This is a genomic window from Aeromicrobium flavum, from assembly GCF_007992115.1.
Classification (GTDB): Bacteria; Actinomycetota; Actinomycetes; order Propionibacteriales; family Nocardioidaceae; genus Aeromicrobium; species Aeromicrobium flavum.
In genome coordinates, this window is the sequence record NZ_BJZQ01000002.1 from 178,377 (window position 1) to 203,498 (window position 25,122).

Here is a 25,122-nt window from a genome sequence, read left to right on the forward strand (position 1 = left end):
TCAGCCTAGTTCCGCGGAGCGGGCGATCGCGGCGCGAACGCCGGCGCGGATCCCCTCGCCGACACCGTGCTCGTCGAACGCGGTGATCGCGGCGTGGGTGGTGCCGTTCGGCGAGGTCACGCGCCGGCGCAGCTCCTCCGGCGCGTCGTCGGACCCGGCCAGCAGCTCGGCGGAGCCGACCAGCGTCTGCACGGTGAGGGTGCGGGCGGCCTCGGGGTCGAGCCCGGCCTCGACGCCGGCGGCGATCATGTGCTCGGCGAGGTGGAACAGATAGGCGGGCCCGGAGCCCGACACGGCGGTGACCGCGTCCTGATGCGACTCGTCGACGACCACGACCTCGCCACCGGCCGCGAGCAGCGCGACCACGGCGTCGAGCCGGTCGGCGGGCACGCGGCTGCCGGCCGAGACCCCGAACATCCCGCGGCCGATGACGGCGGGAGTGTTCGGCATGGCGCGCACGACCGCCACGGTCCCGGGCAGCGCCGCCTCGATGGTGGCCGTCCGCACGCCGGCGGCGAGCGAGACCACGGTGGCGTCGGGCTCGACCACGGCGGCGAGGGCCGGCAGCACCGTCGCCACGTCCTGCGGCTTCACGACCAGCAGCACCGTGTCGGCACCGGCGACCGCGTCGATCTCGGCGGCCGTGGCATGGCCGGACTGCTCGAGCTCGGCGCGCCGCTCGGGGCTGCGCTCGATCACGACGACGTCGTCGTGACCGGCTCGCGCCATCGCCTCGACCAACGTGCCACCCATGACGCCGCCACCGACGACCGCGATCCTCATGGGGTCGAGCGTAGTTGCCGCCGGCGGCACGGGGGCCCCGACCCGAGAATGCGGGCGAGAACGCTCAGGCCGTGACGCCCAGGGACGCCAGCGCCTCCTCGACGGACTCGACGATCGTGAACAGCTCCTCGTCGCGGTGGCCGACGAATCCCTCGGCGGCGCCGTGGGCGACGAGTGCGCGCAGCGGAGCGAAGTACCCGGCCACGTCGACGACGACGATCGGCTTGTCGTGGAAGCCCAGCTGGCGCCACGTGAGGATCTCGAAGAACTCCTCGTACGTGCCGAGGCCGCCGGGCAGGACGACGAAGGCGTCGGAGAGCTCGTGCATGAGGGCCTTGCGCTCGTGCATGGTGTCGACGACGTGCGTGTCCGGCTCGTCGCTGCGGCCGCCCTCGCGCTGCAGCAGCAGCTGCGGGATGACGCCCACCACGCGTCCGCCCCCGGCGCGGGCGGCCTCGGAGGCCGCGCCCATGATGCCGATGCCGCCACCGCCGAAGACCAGGTCGACCCCGGCCCGCGCGAGGCCGGCGCCGAGCTCCCGGGCGGCCTGGACGTACTCGGGCTGCGCCCCGTCACGAGCGCCGCAGAACAGGCACACGGCGCGGATCGCTGTCTCGCTCATGGGTCCACCGTGCCAGCGTGGGGAGACGAACGCGCGACAGGGGGGTGACCGTCACGTGACGGGGCGTCGAAGCGGCCTATCGTGGCCCGGTGCGCATCGACCCGTTCGTCGTCATGATCCTGGCCCTCGCCGGGCTGGGCATCGTGCTGCCGGCCCAGGGCACCGTCCTGGAGGTCGTCTCGGTCCTGGTGCAGGTCGGCATCGTCGCCCTCTTCTTCCTCTACGGCGCGCGCCTGTCGACCGCCGAGGTCGTGCACGGGCTGAAGGTCTGGCGGGTCCACCTGGTGATCGTGGGGGCCACGTTCGTCCTCTTCCCCCTCATGGGCCTGGCGCTGTCCCCGCTGGCGCCGTCGATCGTCTCGGAGCAGCTGCTGGCCGCGCTCGTGTTCGTGTGCCTGGTGCCGTCGACCGTGCAGTCCTCCGTGGCGTTCACGTCGATCGCCGGCGGCGACCGCGCGATCGCGGTCGTGGCCGCCTCGATCTCGAGCCTGCTGGGCGTGTTCCTCACTCCCCTGCTGGTGGCCCTCGTCCTCGGCGGCGACGTCCGGGTCGACGCCGAGTCGGTCCTGCGCATCGTCGGCCTGCTGCTCGTGCCGTTCGTCGTCGGGCAGCTGGCCCGGCGCTGGCTGCGACCGTGGCTGGTGCGCCACGACGTGGGCCTGCGCCGCTTCGACCGGACGACGGTGCTGTTCGTGGTCTACGCCGGCTTCAGCCGCGGGACGAACGCCGACGTGTGGGACGTGCTCGACTGGGGCGACGGAGCGGTCGTCGCCGGCGTGTGCGTCGGACTGCTCGCGGCGTCGTCGCTGCTGTGCTGGCTGGCGGGACGGCGATTCGACCGCGGCGCCGCGGTGGCGATCTACTTCTGCGGCACGAACAAGTCGCTCGCCGCGGGCCTGCCGATGGCCAGCGTGCTGTTCTCGGCCACCACGTTCCCGCTGATGATCCTGCCGCTCATGGTCTACCACCAGCTCCAGCTGGTGATCGGCTCGCTCATCGCCACCAGACTGTCGGGGCACGGCCCTAGCGTGACCTCATGACTGTCACTCCCGCGATGATCACGTGCGACACGACCGACGCCACGGCGTTGGCCACCTGGTGGGCCGAGCAGACCGGCGGCACCATCACCGAGGAGAACGAGGGCTGGTACGTCATCGTCTCCGTCCCCGGCGGGCCCCTGCTGGCCTTCCAGAAGGTGGACGAGCCCACGCCGGGCAAGAACCGGCTCCACCTCGACGTGGTCGCCGACGACCTGGACGCCGAGGTCGAGCGCCTGCGCGGTGCGGGTGCCGGCCTCGTGGCCGAGCGCGGCGACGAGAGCTTCCGGTGGGTCACGCTGACCGACCCGGCCGGCAACGAGTTCTGCGTCGCCCCGCGTTCCTGAGTCCCGCTGCCGCGTCAGACGGGCGTGGGTGCCAGGTGCAGCCGCGCGTAGGCCAGCGCCTCGAGCAGGTCCGCGTCGCGGTCGGCCGCCTTGCGCGTGTTGACCTCTACGACGACGTGCCCGGTGAAGCCCAGGTCGGCCAGCCGGCCGAGGATGCGGTCGCACTGCTGCGCACCGCGACCCGGGATCAGGTGCTCGTCCTTCATCGACCCCGACCCGTCGGTCAGGTGGATGTGCGCCAGCCGGTCGCCGAGGTCCTCGATGAGCTGGAGCGAGTCGATGCGCGCGGTGGCGGCGTGCGAGAAGTCGACGGTGACGTTCTCGTAGTCGTACGGCAGCGGGTCCCACCCGGGCGCGTAGGCCTGGAACTCGCGCTTGCCCGAGCGCCAGGGGTACATGTTCTCCACCGCGAACGCCACGTCGTACTCGTCCTCGAGCCGGGCGATGCCCTCGACGAACTCGCGGGCGTACTCGCGCTGCCAGCGGAACGGCGGGTGCACCACGACGGTGTCGGCACCCACGTCGAGCGCCATCTCGGCGCTGCGGTGCAGCTTGCCCCACGAATCGGTGCCCCACACGCGCTGCGTCACGAGCAGGCAGGGGGCGTGGATCGAGACGACGGGGATGTCGTGCGCCTTCGCCAGGGCCTTCACGGCCGTGGTGTCGGCGCTGACGTCGTCGAGGCCGACCATGACCTCGACCCCGTCGTAGCCGAGGCGAGCCGCCGTCGCGAAGCCCGCCGCCGTGCCATCGGGATAGACCGACGACGTCGACAGCGAGACCATCGGTTGACTCGAGCGCACGCTCACGCCTCCCAGCCTAGGACGTGACCGGTCACAGGTGGTCCAGGTACTCGATCAGGACGCCCTCGCGCAGCGCCCACGGGCAGATCTCCAGCTCCTCGATCCCGAAGAGGTCCATCGTGGCCTCGGCCACCATCGCGCCGGCCCGCATCTGGTGCGCGCGCAGGACCGAGACGCCCGGCATCGCCGCGATCTGCTCGTCGGTCGCCCCGCGCAACTGCTGCCCGAGGGCGACCAGGTCGCGGTGGGCGAGCCGGCGCCGCACGTACGGTCCCTCGCCCGACGGGGCGGACCCGCACATGCGCGCCAACGACCGGAAGGTCTTGCTGGTGGCCACGGCGCGGTCGAAGCCGCCGCCGCGGAGCAGTGGGCCCGCGACCGCGCCGATTTCGCGCCGCACCTCGCGGCGCACCTCGTCGTGGCTCATCCCCTGGTCGAGCCACTCGCGGGTGAGCCGTCCGGCGCCCAGCGGCAGCGAGACGGCCGTCTCGGGCGTCTCGTCCGAGCCCACGCCCAGCTCGAGCGACCCGCCGCCGATGTCGAAGACGCCGAGGCGGCCGGAGGACCAGCCGAACCAGCGACGCACCGCGAGGAACGTCAGCCGGGCCTCGTCCTCGCCCGGGAGGATCTGCAGGCGGGTGCCGCTGGCCTCCGCGACCCGCGCGATCACCTGCTCGGCGTTGCCCGCCTCGCGGACGGCCGAGGTGGCGAAGGCGAGCACGCGCTCGGCGCCCTTGTCCTCGGCCTGCGACCCCGCCTCCACGACGTACTTCACCAGGCGGTCGATGCCCTCGTCGGTCAGGTGGCCGTCCCCGTCGAGGTTCTCCGCCAGTCGCAGCGGCTCGCTGAACGAGTGGGCCGGAACCGGCGGTCCGCCACGGAACGCGTCGACGATGAGCAGGTGGCCCGTGTTGGAACCGATGTCGAGGACGCCGATGCGCATGGGAGTCAGTGTGACATCGGGGAGGCCGCCCGCGCAGCGGAGCGCGGCGGCTCGAACACGCCCGTCCGGGCGATCGCGCGGTAGAGCACCGGCGCGAGGGTGCCGGCGTACGTGGCCGAGACGTGGTTGTAGTCGCGGTAGACGTTCACCCCGCCGATGACCGCCGGGCAGGTGCCGGCGACGCAGAAGAACCCGGTGGTGTCGACGAAGTGCGCGCCGCCGGCTCGCTCGGCGGCCGGCTCGAACGGGTCGAACTCGCGGACCACCTCGTCCTGCGGCACGTCGCACTCCGCCCACCGCCCGGGCTCGACGTCCCTCAGGCAGTCCAGCGTGTCCCCCGCGAGCCGTGGGTTGTCCCGCAGCGCCACGACCGGGACGCCGGCCCGGCGCGCGGGCTCCCACGCCTCGACGAGTCCGCTCACCTGTGCGTCCTTCGGTCCCTTCATCCGGCCGTTGTACGCCGTGGTGACGATGACGTCGTAGTCCGTCGCGTGGCGCTCGAGCCACGTGGTCAGCTCCGCGCGCCACCGGTCGCAGTACGGGCCGCGGAGCGGGTCCTTGCTGTCCCGCAGCGGCAGCGTGCTCCACCCGCAGCTGGCCTTGGCGGCGGCCGACACCGACGCGACGCCCGCCTCCGCGAGGCGCCGGAACGCGCCGAGCAGCACCCGCGCGTGCGAGTCGCCCAGCACCAGGACCTTCGGGCCCGTGCCCGGCCCGCCGAGGTCGCAGACCTTGAGCTCGTACTGGCGCGGGTCGGACCAGCAGTCCGGGTAGGGCTCGAAGTCCGCGCCGGCCCGATCGAGCCCGGGACGGATCACCCCGTCGAGCTCGGGATTGCGGCAGGCGCGTCCTTCGGCGCGCGACGCGATCGCCACGGCACCGAAGCACGCGGGCAGGTCGCGGGTGACCGCGGCCTCGGCCCGGGCGACGTCGGCCTCGATCGCCTCGAGCCGGTCCAGCCCGGGCGAGGTCACCAGCACGGCGGCCGCCACGGACGCCGCTGCCAGGACCGCCCACGCGGCGACGTGGTCGACGACGGCCCGGACCGCGGCGAGGGCGCCCACGAGCACCACGGCGACCGCGCCCACCAGGAGCAGCAGGACCGCCCGGTCGCGCAGGCCGAGCTCGCGTCCGATCACCTCGGGCGCCAGTCGCAGGGCGGGTCCCGCCCAGAACAGGCTCGCCCACGCGACGACCGCGAACCACCCCGCGAGGCGCGGACCCGGCAGCGTGGCGGGCGAGCCCGGCGCGGGTCCGCTCAGGACCAGGACGAGGCCCACCACAGCACCCACCACGGTGGCCAGCACCCCGCCGGAGCCGAGCACCGCGAAGCCGGCCACGGCGGCGGCCGCGCACCAGGCGATGAGCGCGGAGCCACGCCCTGCCCTCGCCTCGGGTCGGGCCGCCAACGCCAGCGCGACCAGGACACCGAGGCCGACCGGCCAGAACCGCGCCCCGAGGTGGCTCGCCGGGTCGAGCGCCCACCAGCAGAACGAGGCGATCGACAGCGCCAGCACGACGAGGCCGAGCCCGCTCGCCAGCCGGCCCGCGACCCAGCGCAGCAGCAGGACGAGCGCAGCCGACTGCACCAGCAGCGCGACGACCCAGAACACGGCGACCGGCGAGTCGGCAGCGACCTCTCGGACGGTGGTCGCCGCGACGGCGGCCTCGCGGACGTCGCGGAGCTGCCGCTCCCACGCGCGGACGTCGATCCATCGCTGAACGACCAGCGCCGTGGCGACGAGCGCCAGGGCGGGTGGGACGAGGAGGCGCAGGCCCGCACCCACGATCGGCCCGATCGGGCGATCTCGCTCCACGAGCAGCGCGTGCCCCAGCAGTGCACCGGCGGCGACCAGGAGGATCTCGGTGGCCACGTCCGCGCCGGGCAGGCGTCCGGGCCAGGACAGTCCGAGGACGCTCAGCGCGAGGGCGGCGCCTGGGATCGTGCGCCACCCGGTCGCGACCCGCCCCCCGTCCACCACGGTCGACCACCCTACGTGGGGGCGCGGCGTGACCTACCCTGTGTCCGTGGCTGAGGTCGACCTGGGATTCCCGCGCTCCTTCGTGGAGTTCGCGAACCCCGACGACGCCACCGAGGTCTTCCGGTGCGACCTGACCTGGCTCACCTCGCGCTGGACCTGCATCTTCGGTGCCGGCTGCCCGGGCATCTACGCGACCGCGCCCGACTCCGGGTGCTGCACGCTCGGTGCCCACTTCAGCGACGCCGACGACCACGCCCGCGTCGCCGCGTTCGTGGAGCGACTCGACCCGACCGAGTGGGAGCTGCACGACCTCGGGCACCGCGACGGATGGACCGAGCGGGACGCCGACGGCGAGCTGAAGACCCGCGTGGCCGACGGTGCCTGCATCTTCCACAACTCGCGCGACTTCCCCGGTGGCTACGGCTGCGCCCTGCACGCCCACGCGCTGGCCACCGGCATCGAGCCGCACACGACGAAGCCCGACGTCTGCTGGCAGCTGCCGCTGCGCCGGTCGTTCCGCGAGGTCGACCCCGGGGACGGCTCGACGTACACCGAGGTCAGCATCGGCGAGTACACGCGCGCCGGCTGGGGGCCCGGCGGCGCCGACCTCGACTGGTACTGCTCGTCCAACACGGACGCGCACGTGGCCGCCGATCCCGTGTACATCGGGAACCGCGCCGAACTGACCGAGCTCATGGGCGCGGCCGGGTACCTCGAGCTCGTCGACCACTGCGAGCGGTTCGTGAGCGCGGGGCGGCCCGTGCCGCACCCCGCCGACGGTAGGCGACCCTGAGGTTCGGCCCGATCGCGCGACGGGCAACAATGCCGTATGCACCTCGACCACCTGTCGTTCGCCGTCGGACCGGCCGGCCTCATGGCGACCACGAGCGAGCTGAGTGAGAAGTTCGGCGCAGTGTTCCTCGCCGGCGGCGTCCACCCGCGCTTCGGCACGAACAACATGATCCTGCCGTTGAAGAACCGCCAGTACCTGGAGGTCGTCGAGGCGCTGGAGCACCCCGCCTCCGACAAGGCCCCCTTCGGCCAGGCCGTCAAGGCCCGCTCCGAGCTCGGCGGCGGCTGGCTGGGCTGGTGCGTCTCCGTCGACGACATCGACCCCGTCGAGAAGCGCCTCGGCCGGCACGCGGTGCCCGGCAACCGGCACCGCCCGGACGGGTACAACCTGACCTGGCAGCAGATCGGCATCCACGGCATGAAGGCCGATCCGCAGCTGCCGTTCGTCATGACGTGGGACGTCCCGCCGGAGGAGCACCCGTCCCAGATGGCCGAGGCCGAGGTCTCCCTCGTGGGCCTGGAGATCGCCGGCAGCCCCGAGCGGCTCGCCGACTGGCTGGGCGAGCCCGCCGTCGGTGCGCTGGAGGACATCGAGGTCCGCTGGGTCGCCCCGAACGGCGCTCCCGGCATCCTCGCCGCCGAGTTCGAGACCCCGAGCGGCACCGTCCGCATCTGACGACGCGTCCTGTCGGACCCGCCACCTAGGCTGGCCCCCATGCCGCCCAAGACCGCGTCCGCCTTCGCCTGCACCGAGTGCGGATGGACCACGGGCAAGTGGGTCGGTCGGTGTGGTGAGTGCCAGGCGTGGGGCACCGTCGACGCGGTCGGCACCGGTGCCCGCAGCGGCCGCACCTCCCCCGCCCCCGTCTCCAGCCCCGCCGTCCCGATCGGGCAGGTCACGGCCACCGAGGCCGCCGCCGTCGGCTCGGGCATCCCCGAGCTCGACCGTGTCCTCGGCGGGGGCGTCGTCGCCGGCGCCGTGATGCTGATGGCGGGCGAGCCGGGCGTCGGCAAGTCCACCCTGCTGCTCGAGGTCGCGGCGCGGTGGGCGCGGGCCGGCCGCCGCACCCTCTACGTCTCTGGCGAGGAGTCGGCCGCGCAGGTGCGCCTGCGCGCCGAGCGCACCGGAGCCCTCGCCGACGAGCTGTACCTCGCGGCCGAGACCGACCTCGGCGGCCTGCTCACCCACATCGACGCCGTGAAGCCCAGCCTGCTGATCGTCGACTCCGTCCAGACGATCGGCTCGTCGTCGGTCGACGGCGTGCCCGGCGGCGTCACCCAGGTGCGTGAGGTCGCGGCCACGGTGATCGGCCGCGCCAAGGCCGAGGGCATTGCCACCCTGCTCGTCGGTCACGTCACGAAGGACGGGTCGGTCGCGGGCCCGCGCGTGCTCGAGCACCTGGTCGACGTCGTCCTGCAGTTCGAGGGCGACCGCACCAGCCGGCTGCGCCTGCTGCGCGCCACCAAGAACCGGTTCGGGCCCGTCGACGAGATCGGCTGCTTCGACCTCGTCGACGCCGGCATCGTCGAGGTGCCCGACCCCACGGGACTGTTCGTCTCCCGGCACGAGTCCCCCGTCCCCGGCACGTGCGTCACCGTCACGATGGAGGGCCGGCGCCCCCTGCTGGCCGAGGTGCAGGCGCTCACGGTCGCGGCCACCACGCCGTCGCCGCGCCGCTCCTCCAGCGGTCTCGACTCCTCGCGCGTGGCCATGCTGCTCGCGGTGCTCAGCAAGACGGGCGTCGCGCTGGGCAACCAGGACGTCTACACGGCCTCGGTCGGCGGTGCCCGGCTGCACGAGCCGGCCGTCGACCTGGCCGTGGCGCTGGCGGTCATCTCGGCCGCCGGTGGCTCCCCGCTGCCCGGCGGCCTCGTCGCCCTCGGCGAGGTCGGCCTGGCCGGAGAGGTGCGCCCGGTGCGCGGGCTCGAGGCGCGCCTGCGCGAGGCCGCCCGCATCGGCTTCACCCACGCCATCGTTCCGGGCGGCAGCGAGAACCTGTCCCGTGTCGGACTCCACGTGCTCCGAACAGGAGATCTGACCGCTGCGTTGCGGGCGCTGCCCTAGGATGAGGCCGACCACGTCCATGGCCGAGAACGGGGGATGTCGTGGCGGTTCCGGACCTGCGGGCGACGTTGACTTCCGTCGCGCCCGGAACTGCGCTGCGTGAGGGCCTGGAGCGGATCATGCGTGGGCGCACCGGCGCCCTGATCGTCATCGGCCACGACCGCGTCATCGACTCGATCTCCACCGGCGGCTTCGCCCTCGACGTGCCCTTCACCGCCACCGGACTGCGCGAGCTGGCCAAGATGGACGGCGCCATCATCCTCGACTCCTCAGCCTCCCGGATCGTGCGCGCCGCCGTGCACCTCATGCCCGACCCGTCGATCCCCACGACCGAGTCCGGCACCCGCCACCGCACCGCCGAGCGCGTCGCCCGCCAGAGCGGCATCCCGGTCATCTCCGTGTCGGCCTCGATGCACATGATCGCCCTGTACCTGGGCGAGCAGCGCTACGTGCTGGAGGAGCCCACCACCGTCGTCAGCCGCGCCAACCAGGCCCTGCAGACCCTCGAGCGGTACCGCACGCGCCTCGACGAGGTGTCCGACGCGCTGTCGGCGCTCGAGGTCGAGGACCTCGTCACCGTCCGCGACGTCACCGCCGTCGCCCAGCGGCTCGAGATGGTGCGCCGGATCTCCGACGAGATCGAAACCTACGTGCTCGAGCTCGGGTCCGACGGCCGCCTGCTCTCGCTGCAGCTCAACGAGCTCGTCGGCGGTGTCGACGCCGAGCGCAGCCTCGTCGTGCGCGACTACCTTCCCGCGGGCGCCGACGGCCAGGTCGACAAGGTGCTCGACGCGCTGGCCGAGCTGGAGTCGCCCGAGGTGCTCGACCTCGGCACCGTCGCGTCGGCGCTGCAGATCGGCGACAGCAACTCCCTCGATGCCTCGGTGTCGCCGCACGGCTACCGCCTGCTGGCGCGCATCCCGCGCCTTCCCCCGTCCGTGGTCGAGCGCCTGATCACGCACTTCGGCACGTTGCAGCGCCTGCTCGGTGCGACGCTCGACGACCTGCAGGCCGTCGAGGGCGTGGGCGACCTGCGCGCTCGCGGCGTGCGCGACGGACTGTCACGGCTGGCCGAGTCCAGCATCCTCGAGCGCTACGTCTGACGGCAGCGTCAGCGCGGCGTGGCGCTCGCGCTCGGCTTCGGCTTCGTCGGCTTCGCCGACGGCTTCTTGCTCGGGGCGGAGGTCGGCGTCGACTTCGACCTCGGAGCCGCCGTGGCGGTCGTCTCGGGCGTCTCGGGGGCCCGCCGCGCGAGCTTGAACGTGGTCTCGCCCGGCTCGCCCCCGTACGTGCCGATCTTCAGGTCGTAGGTGCCCGGGGGCGCGAAGCCCTCGCTGCTGCTGCAGCCGGCGCCCGATCCGCGGCCCGTCCACTCGACGCTCGCGACGGTGCTCCAGCCGGCCGGGATCGCGACCGCCTGGTCGAAGAACGCCGCGCGGCAGACCGAGGAGTCGTAGATCGGGGCACGCTGGGTGTCGACGACGACGAGCAGCTCCGTGGCGCTGGGCCGGAACGTGCACGCCGTGCCGTCGAGGGAGGTCAGCATGAGGTCGATGTCCACGGGCCCACCGGCGAGCTGGCCTCCGGGGACCGAGGGGACGATACGCACGTTCTCGGGCTTGCAGACGGCCGCGTCGGTCTCGATCGCGACCGCGACCTGGTCGGCCGGTGGCGTCGTGGGCGGCGCGGTGGTGGCCGCCGAGGGCGTCGGCGTCGGACCGTCGGGGCCGGCCTCGCTCGTGTCGTCGCCGCGGACCACGCCGACCAGCTGCATGACGCCCCACACGAGAGCGATCACCACGGCGAGGAGCATCAGGCGTCGACGCCAGTACACGTCCCGTCCGACCTGCCGGTTGCTCACCGGTCCACGTTATCCGGCCGTCACGGCGTGAAAGGATCGACGCGCCATGCCTGCGCCCACTCCCCCGCCCGCCGAGCTGCACGGACGCATCCTCGACTGGTTCGACGCCCACCGCCGGGTGCTGCCGTGGCGTGAGGAGCCGTCCCCGTGGCGCGTCATGGTCTCGGAATTCATGCTGCAGCAGACACCCGTCGCGCGGGTCCTGCCGGTGTTCGACGCCTGGTTGGAGCGATGGCCGGCCCCGGCCGACCTGGCGGCCTCGCCGTCGGGCGAGGCGGTGCGCGCGTGGGGCCGGCTCGGCTACCCCCGGCGCGCCTTGCGACTGCACGCGGCCGCCGTCGCGATCGTCGAGCGGCACGAGGGTCGCGTGCCCGCCACGTACGACGAGCTGCTCGAGCTGCCGGGCGTCGGCGACTACACGGCCGCCGCGATCGCGTCGTTCGCCCACGGGCGCCGGGCGGTCGTGCTCGACACGAACGTGCGCCGTGTCTTCGCCCGGGTCGTCGAGGGCGTGCAGTTCCCGGCGCCGGGCGTGGTGCGGGCCGAGCGCGACGTCGCGGCGTCGCTGCTGCCCGACGACGACCCGACCGCCGCCCGGTGGGCGGCCGCCACGATGGAGCTCGGCGCGCTCGTCTGCACCGCGCGATCACCGCGCTGCGAGGCCTGCCCGGTGGCCGGCCTGTGCCGCTGGCGGGCCCTGGGCTACCCCGAGCACGACGGCCCGCCCCGGCGCGGCCAGGCCTGGCACGGCACCGACCGGCAGTGCCGGGGGCGCCTGCTGGCGGTGGTGCGCGACGCCCACGAGCCCGTGGCGCCCGAGCTCATGGCCGCGGCCTGGACGGACGCACCCCAGCGCGAGCGGTGCCTCGACTCCCTGCTCGACGACGGCCTCCTCGACGTCACCCCCGACGGCCGGTTCAGCCTGCCTGCGTGATCGCTCGCACGAGGATCTCGCGCAGCACCTGCTGCTTGCGGGCGTTGTACTCCAGCATGTGCCCGCCTCCGGCCGCGGCCGCACGCTTCGCCACGGCGTACCGCTCGCGGTCGTCGGGATGCGTCCGCAGCCAGTCGCGGAAGATGCGCATCCGCTCCGGCTCGGCGGCATCGGGTCCGAAGACGTGCACGTTGGCGCGGGGGCCCGCGTGGCGGAACATCCGGTGTCCCTGCCACCACGGCTCGCGCACCGCCAGGACGAGACCCTCGCCCTCGAGCGCGGGCACGTAGCTGGACTCGGCGTCGGCGTCCGGCACGACCACGGACACGTCGATGATCGGCTTGGCCGGCAGACCCGGCACGGACGTGGATCCGACGTGTTCGACACTCACCGCCACGCCCGCCAGGGCGTCACCGATGCGCCGACAGAGCCGTACCGCGGCCGCCGCCCAGCGCGGATCGTGTTCGGCGATCGTCAGGTCGGTGCCGGGGCCGAACCCCTCCACCCACGGACTCGCGCCCGACGGCACCGGCGCGTCCTCGAAGTCGAGCAGTCGATCGCGGTCCACCGTCCGACCGTAGCCATCGCGCCCGGGACGCACGAAGGCCCGGGTCGGATGACCCGGGCCTCGCGTGGTGATGCGTCAGTCGTCGCTGCTGGCGCCAGCCTCGACGGCGGGCGGCACCTCGGGCAGTTCGAGGTCGGCCTTCGACGTGCCGGTGAACGTGAACTCACCGTCGACCACGTCGACCAGGATGATCTGGCCCGGTCGCACCTCGCCGTAGAGGAGCTTCTCGGCCAGGACGTCCTCGACCTCGCGCTGCACCGTGCGCCGCAGGGGACGCGCGCCGAGCACCGGGTCGAACCCGTCCGCGGACAGCTTGATCTTCGCCGCCGTGGTCAGCTCGATGTCGATGTCCTTCTCGGCCAGGCGGGCCTCGAGGGAGCCGACCATCATGTCGACCATCTGCAGGATCTCGTCCTGCGTCAGCGGCGGGAACACGATGACCTCGTCGACACGGTTCAGGAACTCCGGACGGAAGTGCTGCTTGAGCTCCGTCCCGACGCGCTCCTTCATCTTCTCGTACGTCCCGGCGACGTCGCCCGCCTGGGAGAAGCCCAGGTTGACGCCCTTGGAGATCTCACGCGCACCGAGGTTGGTGGTCATGATGATCACGGCGTTCTTGAAGTTGACGACGCGACCCTGACCGTCGGTGAGGTGACCCTCCTCGAGGATCTGCAGGAGCGAGTTGAAGATGTCCGGGTGAGCCTTCTCGATCTCGTCGAACAGGACCACGCTGAAGGGCTTGCGGCGCACCTTCTCGGTGAGCTGGCCACCCTCTTCGTAGCCGACGTAGCCAGGAGGCGAGCCGAACAGTCGCGAGACCGTGTGCTTCTCGCTGTACTCGCTCATGTCGAGCTGGATGAGCGCCTCGTCGTCACCGAACAGGAAGTTCGCCAACGCCTTCGACAGCCACGTCTTGCCCACGCCCGACGGCCCGGCGAAGATGAACGACCCACCGGGACGGCGGGGGTCCTTCAGGCCGGCACGGCCGCGGCGGATCGCGCGGGACAGGGCCTTGATGGCCTGGTCCTGACCGATGACGCGCTTGTGCAGCTCGTCCTCCATGTGCAGGAGCCGGCTCGACTCCTCCTCGCTGAGCTGGCCGACCGGGATGCCGGTCGCCTTGGCCAGGACCTCGGCGATGAGGTGCTCGTCGACGACCGCGACCTGGTCGAGGTCGCCGGACTTCCAGGCGCGCTCACGCTCGTGCTTGGCGGCGATGAGCTTCTTCTCCTCGTCGCGCAGGCTGGCGGCGAGCTCGAAGTCCTGGGCGTCGATCGCGCCCTCCTTGCGGCGGCGGACGTCGGCGATCTGCTCGTCGAACTCCTTGAACTCCGGCGGAGCCGCGGCGCGACGGATGCGCAGTCGCGCGCCCGCCTCGTCGATCAGGTCGATCGCCTTGTCCGGCAGGAACCGGTCGCTGACGTACCGGTCGGCCATGGTGGCGGCCGCGACCAGCGCGTCGTCGGTGATCGAGACGCGGTGGTGCGCCTCGTAGCGATCGCGCAGGCCCTTGAGGATCTCGACCGAGTCGGCCACGGAGGGCTCGTTGACCAGGACGGGCTGGAAGCGGCGGTTGAGGGCCGCATCCTTCTCGAAGTGCTTGCGGTACTCGTCGAGCGTCGTCGCGCCGATGGTCTGCAGCTCGCCGCGCGCCAGCATCGGCTTGAGGATGCTGGCCGCGTCGATCGCGCCCTCGGCGGCACCCGCACCGACGAGGGTGTGGATCTCGTCGATGAACAAGATGATGTCGCCGCGCGTGCGGATCTCCTTGAGGACCTTCTTCAGGCGCTCCTCGAAGTCGCCGCGGTAGCGCGAGCCGGCCACGAGGGCACCGAGGTCAAGCGTGTAGATCTGCTTGTCCTTGAGCGTCTCGGGCACGTCGCCACGGACGATGTCCTGCGCCAGCGACTCGACGACGGCGGTCTTGCCGACGCCGGGCTCGCCCACGAGGACCGGGTTGTTCTTGGTGCGGCGGCTGAGCGTCTGCATGACGCGCTCGGCCTCGTCGTCGCGACCGATGACCGGGTCGAGCTTGCCCTCGCGGGCGGCCTGGGTCAGGTTGCGGCCGAACTGGTCGAGCACGGCGCTGGACGCGGCGGCGGGAGCCTCGGAGGACGCCCCGGAGGTCTCGGCCTCCTTGCCCTGGAAGCCGCTGACCAGCTGGATGACCTGCTGGCGGACGCGGTTGAGGTCGGCGCCCAGCTTCACGAGGACCTGGGCGGCGACGCCCTCGCCCTCGCGGATCAGGCCGAGCAGGATGTGCTCGGTGCCGATGTACGTGTGGCCCAGCTGCAGCGCCTCGCGCAGGCTCAGCTCGAGCACCTTCTTGGCGCGCGGCGTGAACGGGATGTGCCCGCTGGGAGCCTGCTGGCCCTGGCCGATGATGTCCTCGACCTGGCCGCGGACGGCCTCGAGCGAGATGTCGAGGCTCTCCAGAGCCTTCGCGGCAACGCCTTCACCCTCGTGGATGAGGCCCAGCAGGATGTGCTCGGTGCCGATGTAGTTGTGGCTGAGCATGCGCGCTTCCTCCTGCGCAAGCACCACAACCCGTCGGGCCCGGTCAGTGAATCTCTCGAACATGTCGTCCCCTCTGCTGGACTGGTCTTTTCAGCATAGACGGCTCCACGTGACCCGCCTCGCCATGTCCAGATGCTTAACTCAACCGTCACAGCCCGCGGGGCCTTCCGCTGTTCGCTGTCGGCGGAATGCCGGCGGTCGCGGCGCGACCGCCGGCACCTCTGCCGTCAGCTCGGCATCACGACGTAGGCCCGGTCGGGAGTCTCCGCGGGCGGCAGCTTGACCATCGTGTTGATGCTGACGTGGGGCCACTTGATCTTGCCCGGCCCGCCGTCGAAGCGGTCGAAGAAGTCCAGCTGCACGATCTGCAGGTACTGCAGGCGCAGGCCGATCGTGCCGTCCTCCTGACGGACCTCCTGGATCCAGAACGTCGACTTCATCTCCGAGGCGTTCGCCTGGCGGACCACGAACGGGATGTTCGAGATCCCGCCGGTGGGCAGGGTGCTGTCGAACGTCAGCTCCGTGGTGCGGACGATGTCGACCCCCTGGTTGGCCGCGGTGAGCAGGGCCGTCGGCTCCATGGGGTTGAACAGCCCTTGGAAGGGGTTGTCGCGGAAGTGCTTGTACGGCTGCAGGTACCGGTTCGCGTCGACGTCGTGCTCGACGCCGAGCGGCAGCGCGTTCAGCGCGGGGATCTGCGGCGGGCCGTCGATGACCTTCACGGTGCCCATGGCCAGCACCGAGTCGCCGTGCGGGATCGTGGCGAGGCGCGCGATGTCGGTGGCGTCCTCGTTCAGCGGATCGGTCATGTGCAGGAACAGGCCGGGCTCGTGGTGGATCGCGGCCTTCGGCGGGCCACCCAGGCCCGTCGACGGGAAGTCCTCGGCGATCAGCTGCTTGACGCCCTGCTCGTAGTCGAGGGTCACGAGGAACTGGTCCGCCGTGGCCGCGCCGGCACCGATGCCCCGGTTCGGGACGGCCTTGTCGACGAGGTCGAAGACCAGGTTCTCGTTGAACTGGTTCATCAGCAGCCGGTAGGGCGGGCGGAACGCGGCACCTTGGGGAGGGCTGAACGGCAGCGCGATCATGTTCCAGCCGCGGCCGACCAGCCCCGGCTCGTTGGACCACGTGCCCGGCAGCAGTTTGAACGGACCGAGGTCCTCGTCGCCGGGGACGGCGTCGGTGACGTGGCGGACCTGAGGCTCGAGTCGTTGGTGGAGTGCATCGGACTTCGTGATCATGGGGAGACACCTCTGCGGGTTCCGAAGGGATCCGCCTCCGGCGCCCCGAGCGCGCCCTGCGGACTGTCACCGGTCACGAGGGCGGCCGGGAAGGGCTGATACCTCGCGTCCGGCGGCGTCGGCCCGTCGTCCTAGGTTGGATCCATGAGTCTCGACATCCGCGCCAGGGTCCAGCACCTCCTCCCCGGGATCCGCCGGGACCTCGAGGACCTGGTCCGCATCGAGTCCGTCAGCGCCGATCCCACGCGTGCCGGCGAGGTGCGGCGCAGCGCCGAGGCCGTGGCCGCGCTGCTGCGTGCCGAGGGCTTCGACACGGTCGACGTCGTCAGCGCCCGAGACGACGGCCGCGCCCCGGCCGTCATCGCCCACAAGGCCGGTCCGGCGGGCGCTCCGACCGTGCTGCTGTACGCGCACCACGACGTCCAGCCCGAGAACGACCGCGCCGAGTGGGACTCCCCTCCGTTCGAGCCGACCGAGCGCGACGGGCGGCTCTACGCGCGCGGCGCGGCCGACGACAAGGCCGGCATCGCCGCCCACCTCGGTGCCGTGCGCGTCTTCGGCGACGACCTCCCGGTCAGCGTCATCCTGTTCGTCGAGGGCGAGGAGGAGGTCGGCTCCGACACCCTCCCCGAGCTGCTGCGCGTCCACCGCGACCGGCTGCAGGCCGACGTGATCGTGATCGCCGACTCGGCCAACTGGGACATCGGCGTCCCCGCCCTCACCACGAGCCTGCGCGGCCTGGTGCGGGCCGACGTCGAGGTCCGCACCCTCACCCACGCCGTCCACTCGGGCATGTGGGGCGGCCTCGTGCCCGACGCGCTGATCGCGTTGAGCCGCCTCATCGCCTCGTTCCACGACGACGCCGGCGACGTGGCCGTCGAAGGACTGCACCGCGGGCCGGCCGCCGACGTCGAGTACCCCGAGGAGCGCCTGCGCGCCGAGTCCGGCGCCAACCCGGGCGTGGAGTGGATCGGCACCGGCTCGGCGGTCGAGCGGCTGTGGACCAAGCCCTCGCTGTCGGTCACTGGCCTCGACGCGCCCGCGGTCGACGGCGCCAGCAACACGCTCGTCCCCTCCGCGCGGGCCAAGGTGTCGCTGCGCATCGCGCCGGGCGACACCGCGGCCAACGCCGTCGCGTGCCTGCGGCGGCACTGCGAGCAGCACGTCCCGTGGGGCGCCGAGCTCGGCTTCACCGTCGTCGACACCGGCGAGGCGACGGCGATCGAGGCGACCGGCCCCGCCTACGACGCGGCCCGCGCCGCCTTCACCGATGCCTGGGACGGCACCGCGCCGGTCGACATGGGCGTCGGCGGCTCGATCCCGTTCATCGCCGAGTTCCTCGAGACGTTCCCCGACGCCAGCGTGCTGGTGACGGGCGTCGAGGACCCCGACACGCGGGCCCACGGGGCCAACGAGGGCCTGCACCTGGCCGAGTTCGAGCGCGTCGTCCTCGCCGAGGCGCTCCTGCTGCGCAACCTCGCCCAGCGCTGAGCGGGCCTACTCGCGCCGCTGCACGGGGAAGAGGATCGCCTCGCGGATGCCGATGCCCTGCAGCAGCATCACGAGCCGGTCGACGCCCAGGCCGATGCCGCCGGCGGGCGGCATGCCGAACTCGAGGGCGCGCAGGAAGTCCTCGTCGACGTCCATGGCCTCGGGGTCGCCGGCGGCCGCGAGCCGCGCCTGCTCCTCGAGCCGCTCGCGCTGGATGACCGGGTCGTTGAGCTCGGAGTACGCCGGCGCCAGCTCGACGCCGTTGATGATCAGGTCCCACGCCTCGACCAGGCCGGGCGTGGTGCGGTGCTTCTTCGCCAGCGGGCGGACCGCCTCGGGGTAGTCGCACACGAACGTGGGCTGGATCAGGGTGTGCTCGACGAGCTTCTCGAAGAGCTCCAGCACGACCTCGCCGGCGCCCCAGCCGTCCTGCAGGGCGACGCCGTGGTCGCGGGCGACCTCGCGCACCTGCTCCTCGGGGGTGTGCACGTCGATCGCGGCACCGGTGGCCTCGGTCACGAGCTCGTGGATCGTCGCGCGACGCCACGGCGCCTCGAGGTCGATCGACGAGCCGTCACGTCCGGTGACGACCGTCTTGCCGACGGAGCGGGCCGCGTCGACGACGAGGTCCTGCACCAGCGTGGCCATCGTGTCGTAGGAGCCGTACGCCTCGTACGCCTCGAGCATCATGAACTCGGGGTTGTGCGTGTTGTCGACGCCCTCGTTGCGGAAGGTCTTGCCGATCTCGTAGACCTTGTCGATGCCGCCGACCAGCGAGCGCTTGAGGTGCAGCTCGAGGGCGATGCGCAGCAGCTGCGGCTCGTCGAAGGCGTTGAGGTGCGTGTGGAACGGGCGCGCCGCGGCGCCGCCGTTGGTGTGTTGCAGGACGGGCGTCTCGACCTCGATGTAGCCGTGGCGGTCGAGCGTGGCGCGCAGCGACTTCAGCACCGCGGCCTTCACCCGCACGTTCTGGCGCGCGTCCTCGCGGACGATGAGGTCGAGGTAGCGCATCCGGGTGCGGGCCTCGTCGGAGAGCGGCTTGTGCTCGACCGGCAGGGGCCGCAGCGTCTTCGCGGCGATGCTCCAGCCGGTGGCCATGACCGACAGCTCGCCGCGGCGGCTCGTGATGACCTCGCCGGCGACGGCCAGGTGGTCGCCCAGGTCGACGAGGGCCTTGAAGTCGACCAGCGACTCCTCGCCCACCTCGGCCAGCGACAGCATGGCCTGGACCTCGGAGCCGTCGCCCTCGCGCAGCCGCACGAAGCAGAGCTTGCCGGTGTTGCGCAGGAAGATGACGCGCCCGGCGATCGAGACGACCTGGCCTGTGTGCGCGTCGGGGCCGAGCTGCTCGGGATCGTTGGCCGCGACGATCTCGGCGATCGTGTGCGTCCGCTCGACCAGCAGCGGGTAGGGATCGACGCCGGCGTCCAGCATCCGCTGGCGCTTCTCGCGCCGCACCCGCATCTGCTCGGGCAGGTCGTCCTCGGGGAGCTCAGGCGTCTGGGTCACGAGGCACGAGTCTAGTCGCGCCGCCTCACCCGGCCGCTCGGTCCTCCTCGGCGAGGCGGGGCGTGACGCGGCGCTCGGGGCGGACGCCCCACTTGTCGGCGTAGAAGGCGCGGATGACGTCCATGTCCGCCTTCACGTCTCCGGTGAGGTGGATCGTGGGGCCGAGGCCGGCGGTCATGGTCTTGCTGTCGCAGTACCCGAGCGTGACCGGCAGGTCTCCCTCGCGGGCGATCCGGTAGAAGCCCGACTTCCAGCGCTCGACGCTGCCACGGGTGCCCTCGGGCGTGATGACGACCTGAAAGTCGTCGTCGGCCCTCGCCCGCTCGATGAGGTCCTCCGCGACGCCGATGGGGTTCTTGCGGTCGACCTCGATGCCGCCCAGGGCGCGCATGATCGGCCCCGCCGGACCGCGGAACAGCTCCTTCTTGCCCATGAAGTACGGGCGGAAGCCGCTCTTCCACGCGATGGCCAGCATCAGCACGAAGTCCCAGTTCGAGGTGTGCGGGCCGGCGACCAGGATGCCCGAGCCCTTCGGGGGCGGCTCCGAGACGAAGCTCCACCGGCTGATGGACCAGTACGCGTCGGCGATCAGGCGCAGAATCCTCATCCCCGGAGATTAGCGCGCCGAGGCCGGTCCGGCCGGGCCGGTCCGCGGGCCCAGGGACGCCGCGAGGTGTTGTGCAGAAGCACAGCCTGCGTTCATCTCCCGGTCAGGTCGGCGGGACATCGTGGGAGCCATGAGCGGAGAACTGCGGATCCACGGCCACCGAGGCCAGAGCGCGACGCACCCCGAGAACACCATCCCGGCACTGCGCGAAGCGGTGCGCCTGGGAGCCGACGGCGTCGAGTTCGACGTCCAGCCCACCGCCGACGGGTCGATCGTGCTCATGCACGACCGGTCCCCGATGCGCACCACGAACCTGCGCGAGGTCCAGCTGTCCAAGGTGGGCGTGTCCGTGCAGCGGTTCACGCTCGCCGAGCTGGCCCGGCTGGACGCCGGCAGCTGGAAGGGCCCTCAGTTCGCGGGCACCCCGGTGCCGACCCTGCGCGACGTCGTGCACGCCCTGAAGGGCACCGACGTGCGGCTCTCGGTCGAGCTGAAGCCCGCCCCGGTCGAGCCGCGGGCGTACGTGCGCGCCGTGCTCGACGAGCTGGGCGGACGCAGCCGCGTCACGCTGATGAGCTTCGATCGCACCCTCGCCGAGGCGGCCCTCCCCGTGCACCACGCGGTCGGCCTGGTCTCGCGCCGCCAGCCCACCGCGAACGACCTGAGCCTGTTCGACGAGTTCCACGTCAACGCCCGCCGGGTGGACGCGCGGCTGGTCGAGCGGGTGCACGAGGCCGGCGGCACGATCACGGCCTGGACCGTGGACGACGCCCGTCAGATCGAGCGCCTGCGCGCCCTCGGCGTCGACGCGATCACCACCAACGACGTCGCGGCCGCTCGCCCCGCCCTGGTCTGACTCGCGAGGCAGTAGCGAACCTCACACCACGACAATTCGGCCCTTCTCCCGCGCTGCCGTCGAAAAGCCCTCAGACTCTCATTCGTTCGGGGACGAAGGGATGACGAGGGAATCGATGGAGCCTGCGACGCCCACCGGGTCGATCGACCTGTCCGAACCGAGCACGTACGCGGCCATCGTCCTGTACTACCGGTTGGGCGAACAGCTCGAGAAGACGGTCGCTTCTCTCCTGGCGCAGACAGTCCCACCCCAGCGCGTCGTGATCGTGGACAACGACTCCCGCGACGGAGTGGTCGAGAAGGTCGCGGAACGGTGGGGCGTCGACGCTCTCATCCTCCCCACGAATGGTGGATATGGGGCCGGGATGAACGCCGGTGCCGACGCCATCGGCCGACGGGACCTGCCGCTGCTGTTCCTCACGCACGAGGTGGTGCTGGCGAAGGACTGCGTCGAGGAGATGCTCGCCGTGCGGCGCCGCAGCGCCGCGGCGCAGGTGGGGCCCGTGCTGACCCGCGCGTCCAGCGGCGGCGTGTGGTCCGCGGGAGGCAGCCTCACCCGGTCAGGACGTCCCGGGCACCGCCCATCCCCCGGCGTGGAGGACCACAGCACCGCCGCCTGGCTCGACGGCGCATGCGTCCTGGCCGATCCGACCGCATTCCACCGCACGGGCGGCTTCGACGAGTCCTACTTCCTCTATTGGGAGGACGTCGACATGTCGCTCCGTCTGGCCGAGCATGGTCCGGTCGTCGTCGCCAACCGCGCACGGGCCGCGCAGGAGACCGGCACCGCTCCTCCGTACTATGCCGCCCGGAACGCCTTGTTGCTCTGGCGACGACGAGGTCGGCGAGCACGGTCCGTGGCGTTCAGTGGCCGTCAGGTCGCTGCCGCGCTCCGCGAGTCGGCCACCGGCCGACCCGAGCGAGCCCACGCACGACTGGCGGGGCTCCGGGACGGGTGGCGCGGCGTGACCGGGCCTCGGCCGTCCGTGTCTCCGTCGACCCTCGTCACGTTGGCCAACCCACTGCCCGAGGCCCTGAGCCACTTCGAGCGCGAGCTGCGATACGTGCTGAGTCACGCCGTCGGCATGACGCTGGTCGTCGATCCCAGGCTCGGGCGCTCCGTCGAGGGGCAGGGGGCGACCGCTCGGCTTCTCGTGACCACCGTCAGGTTGCTCGTCGACCGGATCTGGGCCGCCGCCCGCCTCCAGGGCCGCACGATCGTCGTCCTGTGGCCCGCCTTCGGCTACTACGACATCCTCACCCTGCTGCCACTGGCCGTGCGAAACCGCGTGATCCTGATCAACCACGACCCCAAGCCCCTGCGCCGACAGCTGGGACACGGATTGCGTCCTCGGCGCATGTTCCGCGCACTCTCCGAGAAGGGACGGATCGATATCGTCTGCCTCGGTCAGCCCGCGGCCCGCGACCTGCTGGAGATGACAGGTGTCCACCCCGTCGTGGTGCCCCATCCGATCCGTCCTGAGTCCATCGCCGAGCCCTCGGGTGGTCCCATCCGCGTTCTCGGGCAGTTCAAGGACAGCCGGAACTCAGAGGCCGTCGTCGCGATCGGGGCGGACGACTTCGGCGGCCGCGCCAAGGAGGTCGTGGGTCGCGGCTGGCCCTCGTTCGCCGGGTGGACCGTCCGTGATGCCTTCGTGCCCGAGGACGAGTTCGAGCACCTGATCCGCACCGCCGCGTGCGTCGTGATCCCCTACGACCACTTCTACCAGAGCGGAGTCGCCACGCGGTGCCTGGAGTTGGGAGTGCCGATCGTCGGGCCGCGCCACGAGAATCTCGAGGAGCTGTTCGGCAAGCACTGGCCAGGGCTGGTGGACGACCAGACGTCCTGGGCCGCCGCTGTCACCCGTGTCCTGTCGCAGTCCTCACTCGACGAGTTGCTGGATCGGCGCGCGGCCTACACCGAGGTGACGATCGAGGCGTGGCGTCGTGTCGTCTCGGGTCCGACCGGGCGCTCATGATGCCCTGGCGGCGGGTCCTGTCGTTCGGAGCACTTCCCATCCTTTCCGCGCTCGCCCCCCTCTTGGCAGTCCCGAGCATCACCAGTCACCTCGGGGCCGACGGATGGTCAGCCATCGCCATCGGACAGAGCCTCGGGTTCGTCGTCCTCGCGATCACGACAGGAGGCTGGGGCACGTTGGGACCTTCGCTGCTCGCGGCCGAAGAGGACCGCCCCACGCTCTACCGCGCCTCCCTGACGGCGCGAACCCTCATCGGTCTTCCACTGACCGCCCTGTTCGCCGGTGTCGCGGCGACGCTCGCCCCCGAGGATCACCGCCGTACCGCGGCCGTCATGGTCGTCGGCGTGGCCGCGTGGTCGTTCGGACCGCTGTGGTACTTCATCTCGATCGGTTCGGCTCGTTGGGTCGCCCTCCTCGACGCTGGGCCGAAGGTGCTCGCCGCCCTGGTCGCCAGCGTGCTGATTCGCGACACATCGGACGAGCTGGTCTATCCGGTGGCCATGATCACGGTGGCTACCGTCAGCGCGGCGGCAGGAGCAGTCATGCTGGCTCGTGGCGGGCAGGGCATCGCGTGGTCCCGGGCGAAGAGATTCATCGCCCAGGACGCTCACCTCTCGTTGGCACGGGTCTCGACCGCCGCGTATGTGGGCTTGTCCGTGCCCCTGGTCGCGTTGCTGGCGCCGTCCGCCGTCCCGGCTTTCGCTGCTGCGGACCGCCTGCGCCTGCTGGCCTCGAACGCTCTGGTCTCAGTGGCTGCGGGTCTGCAGAGCTGGGTCTTCGTCGACGGCGTCCCCTCGCTGCGCCGTCAGCGGCAAGGCGTGGCGGTCATGTCCGCACTCGGCGTGATCGCCGCAGTCGTTCTCGTGGCGGGCCGGCCCGCCTTAGAGCGCCATCTCTTCAGTGGCGTCACGGGGCTGACCACGGGACTCGTGGCCGCGCACGCCGTCGCACTCGTGGCGATCGGTGCTGCAGCGGGGCTGGTGCTCCAGGTGCTCGCGCCTCTGGGCCGGACCAAGGCCATGGCGATGAGTTCGCACCTCGGTGCTGCCGTCGGACTGCCGACGGTGGTCGCGCTGAGCGTTGCTCACCAGAGCCTCGGAGCGTCGGTCGCCATCGCGCTGACTGAGTGGATCGTCCTCCTGGCGCTGGTGCTCGCCGCTCTCAGGCGGCGACCATCCCCCACCGTTCCAGCTTGACCCCGTGCTCACGGACCGCTGCCGCGAGCAGATCCGGCTGTGCAGCGTAGAAGTCCAGGTGCGCCGCGAGAAGCTCGGCGTCGCGGATCTCGCGGCCCATGACCCGCCAGCCGGTGCGGACGACGGGGAGTCCCAGCGCCGCGCTGACGTCAGCCCGCAGGGGTGCCACGACGAACTGAAGCTGCTCGACGATGGACGGAACGGGGACGGGCCCGATCCCGGCAGCCAGGAGGACCGCGTCGACCACGGGCATCAGGAGCCGATTGCTGGGGTGGTTGTTCGTCCACATGAGGTCCCAGGTCATGGGTTCCAGCAGCGAGGCGACCTGGACGTCGACCTCGGATTCCTGCGCGGCCAACCGCTCGGCGGACGCCTCGGCGTTGGCGCGCAGTTCGTCCGGATCGCTCTCGAACCGCGCCACGAACTGCTCCGCCTCCCTCCCCCGCAACCCCCGCGCGGCAGCAGCCACGAAGCGAAGGTCGTGGTAGTGCACGACGGGGGCAGGAACCGCCACTCGGTCAGCTCCGTGGTGAACTGCGGCGAGGTACGGGTGCAGGCCCGAGAACTGGATCGACGGAAACGTCACCACACGGGCGCTCGACGGGGCGATGTCCAGCATCTCGCGGGTACCGAGGGGCAGTCCTCGATAGCCGTCGGAGACAGGTTGCGTCACGATGAGTCCCGCCTGGGCCACGTGGCGCTGCACGGCGGGGATGTCGCGGGGGCGCATCTCGTGCACGGCAGGGATCCGGACGACCCGGAACCGATCGTTGACATCGGGGTACCTCGCGAGGATCTTCGCGACGGCCTCCGCCTGACAGTTGCCGTAGGCGACCAACGTGGGCCGCGCGGAGGACATCCGCGAACCGACCTGCAACTCCGCCGATTTCACCCATGTGCGCACGCCCATGAAAGTTCCTCTCACTTACGCACGATTGTGTCGGCGGGGCGGGATCGCAGCGGCGAAAGCGACCGATCCGACTTATGAGG

Annotated in this window: 23 protein-coding genes; 11 read left to right on the forward strand and 12 right to left on the reverse strand. The window is 71.9% G+C overall.

Annotated elements, in window-relative coordinates:
• On the reverse strand, positions 1 to 783 hold the full coding sequence (gene proC / locus AFL01nite_RS03905) for a pyrroline-5-carboxylate reductase (protein ID WP_146825857.1): 783 nt from the start codon (positions 781 to 783) through the stop codon (positions 1 to 3).
• A 64-nt stretch (positions 784 to 847) separates the two neighbouring features.
• The gene (locus tag AFL01nite_RS03910) at positions 848 to 1,405 is read right to left on the reverse strand and encodes an LOG family protein (RefSeq protein WP_146825858.1); all 558 of its coding nucleotides are present in this window, start codon (positions 1,403 to 1,405) and stop codon (positions 848 to 850) included.
• 89 nt (positions 1,406 to 1,494) lie between these two features.
• Here AFL01nite_RS03910 and AFL01nite_RS03915 point away from each other — a divergent pair, with 89 nt between their 5' ends.
• Both AFL01nite_RS03915 and AFL01nite_RS03920 read left to right on the forward strand, forming a co-directional pair.
• A complete protein-coding gene (locus AFL01nite_RS03915) occupies positions 1,495 to 2,445 on the forward strand; it encodes a bile acid:sodium symporter family protein (RefSeq protein ID WP_246119574.1) in 951 nt (316 codons plus the stop codon).
• On the forward strand, positions 2,442 to 2,789 hold the full coding sequence (locus AFL01nite_RS03920) for a VOC family protein (protein ID WP_146825859.1): 348 nt from the start codon (positions 2,442 to 2,444) through the stop codon (positions 2,787 to 2,789). Before AFL01nite_RS03915 ends, AFL01nite_RS03920 begins: the two co-directional genes overlap by 4 nt.
• 14 nt (positions 2,790 to 2,803) lie before the next feature.
• On the opposite strand, the gene AFL01nite_RS03925 is transcribed toward AFL01nite_RS03920, so the two are convergent.
• The 3 genes from AFL01nite_RS03925 to AFL01nite_RS03935 are packed head-to-tail and all read right to left on the reverse strand — an operon-like array spanning position 2,804 to position 6,517.
• Entirely contained in the window at positions 2,804 to 3,598 is a 795-nt protein-coding gene (locus AFL01nite_RS03925) for a sugar phosphate isomerase/epimerase family protein (RefSeq protein ID WP_307724448.1), read from the reverse strand.
• Between the two features lie 25 nt (positions 3,599 to 3,623).
• Complete coding sequence (locus tag AFL01nite_RS03930) at positions 3,624 to 4,535, reverse strand: Ppx/GppA phosphatase family protein (protein WP_146825860.1); 912 nt, start codon at positions 4,533 to 4,535, stop codon at positions 3,624 to 3,626.
• Positions 4,536 to 4,540: 5 nt separating this feature from the next.
• Positions 4,541 to 6,517, reverse strand: coding sequence for an SGNH hydrolase domain-containing protein (locus tag AFL01nite_RS03935; protein ID WP_146825861.1), 1,977 nt, complete (start codon positions 6,515 to 6,517; stop codon positions 4,541 to 4,543).
• 46 nt (positions 6,518 to 6,563) lie between these two features.
• On the opposite strand from AFL01nite_RS03935, the gene AFL01nite_RS03940 reads away from it, so the two are divergent.
• From AFL01nite_RS03940 to disA, 4 genes are read left to right on the forward strand one after another with little or no spacing between them, the layout of a single operon-like run.
• Entirely contained in the window at positions 6,564 to 7,310 is a 747-nt protein-coding gene (locus AFL01nite_RS03940; RefSeq protein WP_146825862.1) for a DUF3109 family protein, read from the forward strand.
• Between the two features lie 36 nt (positions 7,311 to 7,346).
• Positions 7,347 to 7,985 carry a VOC family protein gene (locus tag AFL01nite_RS03945; RefSeq protein WP_146825863.1) on the forward strand — a complete coding sequence of 213 codons (639 nt, stop codon included), beginning with the start codon at positions 7,347 to 7,349 and terminating at the stop codon, positions 7,983 to 7,985.
• A gap of 39 nt (positions 7,986 to 8,024) precedes the next feature.
• Entirely contained in the window at positions 8,025 to 9,374 is a 1,350-nt protein-coding gene (radA, locus tag AFL01nite_RS03950; RefSeq protein WP_146825864.1) for a DNA repair protein RadA, read from the forward strand.
• A 41-nt stretch (positions 9,375 to 9,415) separates the two neighbouring features.
• Positions 9,416 to 10,477 carry a DNA integrity scanning diadenylate cyclase DisA gene (gene disA / locus AFL01nite_RS03955; protein WP_146825865.1) on the forward strand — a complete coding sequence of 354 codons (1,062 nt, stop codon included), beginning with the start codon at positions 9,416 to 9,418 and terminating at the stop codon, positions 10,475 to 10,477.
• Positions 10,478 to 10,485: 8 nt separating this feature from the next.
• Here the strand turns inward: disA and AFL01nite_RS03960 are convergent, their stop codons facing one another.
• Positions 10,486 to 11,235 carry a hypothetical protein gene (locus AFL01nite_RS03960; protein WP_146825866.1) on the reverse strand — a complete coding sequence of 250 codons (750 nt, stop codon included), beginning with the start codon at positions 11,233 to 11,235 and terminating at the stop codon, positions 10,486 to 10,488.
• 46 nt (positions 11,236 to 11,281) lie between these two features.
• Between AFL01nite_RS03960 and AFL01nite_RS03965 the strand changes: the two genes are divergently transcribed.
• Positions 11,282 to 12,169: an iron-sulfur binding domain-containing protein gene (locus tag AFL01nite_RS03965; protein ID WP_146825867.1), complete on the forward strand. Its 888-nt coding sequence runs from the start codon at positions 11,282 to 11,284 to the stop codon at positions 12,167 to 12,169.
• On the opposite strand, the gene AFL01nite_RS03970 is transcribed toward AFL01nite_RS03965, so the two are convergent.
• The 3 genes from AFL01nite_RS03970 to AFL01nite_RS03980 all read right to left on the reverse strand — a co-directional run bounded on the left by AFL01nite_RS03970 (position 12,153) and on the right by AFL01nite_RS03980 (position 16,495).
• Positions 12,153 to 12,737: a GrpB family protein gene (locus AFL01nite_RS03970; protein ID WP_222593386.1), complete on the reverse strand. Its 585-nt coding sequence runs from the start codon at positions 12,735 to 12,737 to the stop codon at positions 12,153 to 12,155. The two genes, AFL01nite_RS03965 and AFL01nite_RS03970, sit on opposite strands and share 17 nt — an antisense overlap.
• Before the next feature lie 75 nt (positions 12,738 to 12,812).
• Positions 12,813 to 15,317 carry an ATP-dependent Clp protease ATP-binding subunit gene (locus AFL01nite_RS03975; RefSeq protein ID WP_146825868.1) on the reverse strand — a complete coding sequence of 835 codons (2,505 nt, stop codon included), beginning with the start codon at positions 15,315 to 15,317 and terminating at the stop codon, positions 12,813 to 12,815.
• A gap of 164 nt (positions 15,318 to 15,481) precedes the next feature.
• Positions 15,482 to 16,495 (reverse strand): heme-binding protein, encoded by a 1,014-nt coding sequence (locus AFL01nite_RS03980; RefSeq protein ID WP_146825869.1) that lies wholly within the window; start codon positions 16,493 to 16,495, stop codon positions 15,482 to 15,484.
• 144 nt (positions 16,496 to 16,639) lie between these two features.
• On the opposite strand from AFL01nite_RS03980, the gene AFL01nite_RS03985 reads away from it, so the two are divergent.
• Positions 16,640 to 17,986, forward strand: a complete 1,347-nt coding sequence (locus AFL01nite_RS03985) for a dipeptidase (RefSeq protein WP_146825870.1) — start codon at positions 16,640 to 16,642, stop codon at positions 17,984 to 17,986.
• Between the two features lie 6 nt (positions 17,987 to 17,992).
• Here AFL01nite_RS03985 and lysS read toward each other — a convergent pair whose 3' ends face one another.
• Both lysS and AFL01nite_RS03995 read right to left on the reverse strand, forming a co-directional pair.
• Entirely contained in the window at positions 17,993 to 19,450 is a 1,458-nt protein-coding gene (gene lysS, locus AFL01nite_RS03990; protein ID WP_146825982.1) for a lysine--tRNA ligase, read from the reverse strand.
• Positions 19,451 to 19,520: 70 nt separating this feature from the next.
• Positions 19,521 to 20,102 (reverse strand): 1-acyl-sn-glycerol-3-phosphate acyltransferase, encoded by a 582-nt coding sequence (locus tag AFL01nite_RS03995; protein WP_186813799.1) that lies wholly within the window; start codon positions 20,100 to 20,102, stop codon positions 19,521 to 19,523.
• 130 nt (positions 20,103 to 20,232) lie between these two features.
• Between AFL01nite_RS03995 and AFL01nite_RS04000 the strand changes: the two genes are divergently transcribed.
• The 3 genes from AFL01nite_RS04000 (at position 20,233) to AFL01nite_RS04010 (ending at position 24,132) form a co-directional block, all read left to right on the forward strand.
• On the forward strand, positions 20,233 to 20,958 hold the full coding sequence (locus AFL01nite_RS04000; protein WP_146825871.1) for a glycerophosphodiester phosphodiesterase: 726 nt from the start codon (positions 20,233 to 20,235) through the stop codon (positions 20,956 to 20,958).
• A gap of 115 nt (positions 20,959 to 21,073) precedes the next feature.
• Positions 21,074 to 22,936 (forward strand): glycosyltransferase, encoded by a 1,863-nt coding sequence (locus AFL01nite_RS04005; protein ID WP_186813800.1) that lies wholly within the window; start codon positions 21,074 to 21,076, stop codon positions 22,934 to 22,936.
• The gene (locus AFL01nite_RS04010) at positions 22,933 to 24,132 is read left to right on the forward strand and encodes a hypothetical protein (RefSeq protein WP_146825873.1); all 1,200 of its coding nucleotides are present in this window, start codon (positions 22,933 to 22,935) and stop codon (positions 24,130 to 24,132) included. Before AFL01nite_RS04005 ends, AFL01nite_RS04010 begins: the two co-directional genes overlap by 4 nt.
• On the opposite strand, the gene AFL01nite_RS04015 is transcribed toward AFL01nite_RS04010, so the two are convergent.
• On the reverse strand, positions 24,098 to 25,042 hold the full coding sequence (locus AFL01nite_RS04015) for a WcbI family polysaccharide biosynthesis putative acetyltransferase (RefSeq protein WP_146825874.1): 945 nt from the start codon (positions 25,040 to 25,042) through the stop codon (positions 24,098 to 24,100). The two genes, AFL01nite_RS04010 and AFL01nite_RS04015, sit on opposite strands and share 35 nt — an antisense overlap.
• Positions 25,043 to 25,122: the final 80 nt, after the last annotated feature.

What these genes read in the sequence shown, in the direction of transcription:
- AFL01nite_RS03930 (WP_146825860.1), bottom strand. Translation starts at nt 4,535, where the DNA reads ATGCGCATCGGCGTCCTCGACATCGGTTCCAACACGGGCCACCTGCTC.
- lysS (WP_146825982.1), bottom strand. Translation starts at nt 19,450, where the DNA reads ATGCGGGTGCGGCGCGAGAAGCGCCAGCGGATGCTGGACGCCGGCGTC.
- AFL01nite_RS03910 (WP_146825858.1), bottom strand. Translation starts at nt 1,405, where the DNA reads ATGAGCGAGACAGCGATCCGCGCCGTGTGCCTGTTCTGCGGCGCTCGT.
- AFL01nite_RS03945 (WP_146825863.1), top strand. Translation starts at nt 7,347, where the DNA reads ATGCACCTCGACCACCTGTCGTTCGCCGTCGGACCGGCCGGCCTCATG.
- AFL01nite_RS04000 (WP_146825871.1), top strand. Translation starts at nt 20,233, where the DNA reads ATGAGCGGAGAACTGCGGATCCACGGCCACCGAGGCCAGAGCGCGACG.
- AFL01nite_RS03980 (WP_146825869.1), bottom strand. Translation starts at nt 16,495, where the DNA reads ATGATCACGAAGTCCGATGCACTCCACCAACGACTCGAGCCTCAGGTC.
- AFL01nite_RS03995 (WP_186813799.1), bottom strand. Translation starts at nt 20,102, where the DNA reads ATGAGGATTCTGCGCCTGATCGCCGACGCGTACTGGTCCATCAGCCGG.
- AFL01nite_RS03985 (WP_146825870.1), top strand. Translation starts at nt 16,640, where the DNA reads ATGAGTCTCGACATCCGCGCCAGGGTCCAGCACCTCCTCCCCGGGATC.
- radA (WP_146825864.1), top strand. Translation starts at nt 8,025, where the DNA reads ATGCCGCCCAAGACCGCGTCCGCCTTCGCCTGCACCGAGTGCGGATGG.
- AFL01nite_RS03920 (WP_146825859.1), top strand. Translation starts at nt 2,442, where the DNA reads ATGACTGTCACTCCCGCGATGATCACGTGCGACACGACCGACGCCACG.
- AFL01nite_RS03975 (WP_146825868.1), bottom strand. Translation starts at nt 15,317, where the DNA reads ATGTTCGAGAGATTCACTGACCGGGCCCGACGGGTTGTGGTGCTTGCG.
- AFL01nite_RS04005 (WP_186813800.1), top strand. Translation starts at nt 21,074, where the DNA reads ATGGAGCCTGCGACGCCCACCGGGTCGATCGACCTGTCCGAACCGAGC.
- AFL01nite_RS04010 (WP_146825873.1), top strand. Translation starts at nt 22,933, where the DNA reads ATGATGCCCTGGCGGCGGGTCCTGTCGTTCGGAGCACTTCCCATCCTT.
- AFL01nite_RS04015 (WP_146825874.1), bottom strand. Translation starts at nt 25,042, where the DNA reads ATGGGCGTGCGCACATGGGTGAAATCGGCGGAGTTGCAGGTCGGTTCG.
- proC (WP_146825857.1), bottom strand. Translation starts at nt 783, where the DNA reads ATGAGGATCGCGGTCGTCGGTGGCGGCGTCATGGGTGGCACGTTGGTC.
- AFL01nite_RS03965 (WP_146825867.1), top strand. Translation starts at nt 11,282, where the DNA reads ATGCCTGCGCCCACTCCCCCGCCCGCCGAGCTGCACGGACGCATCCTC.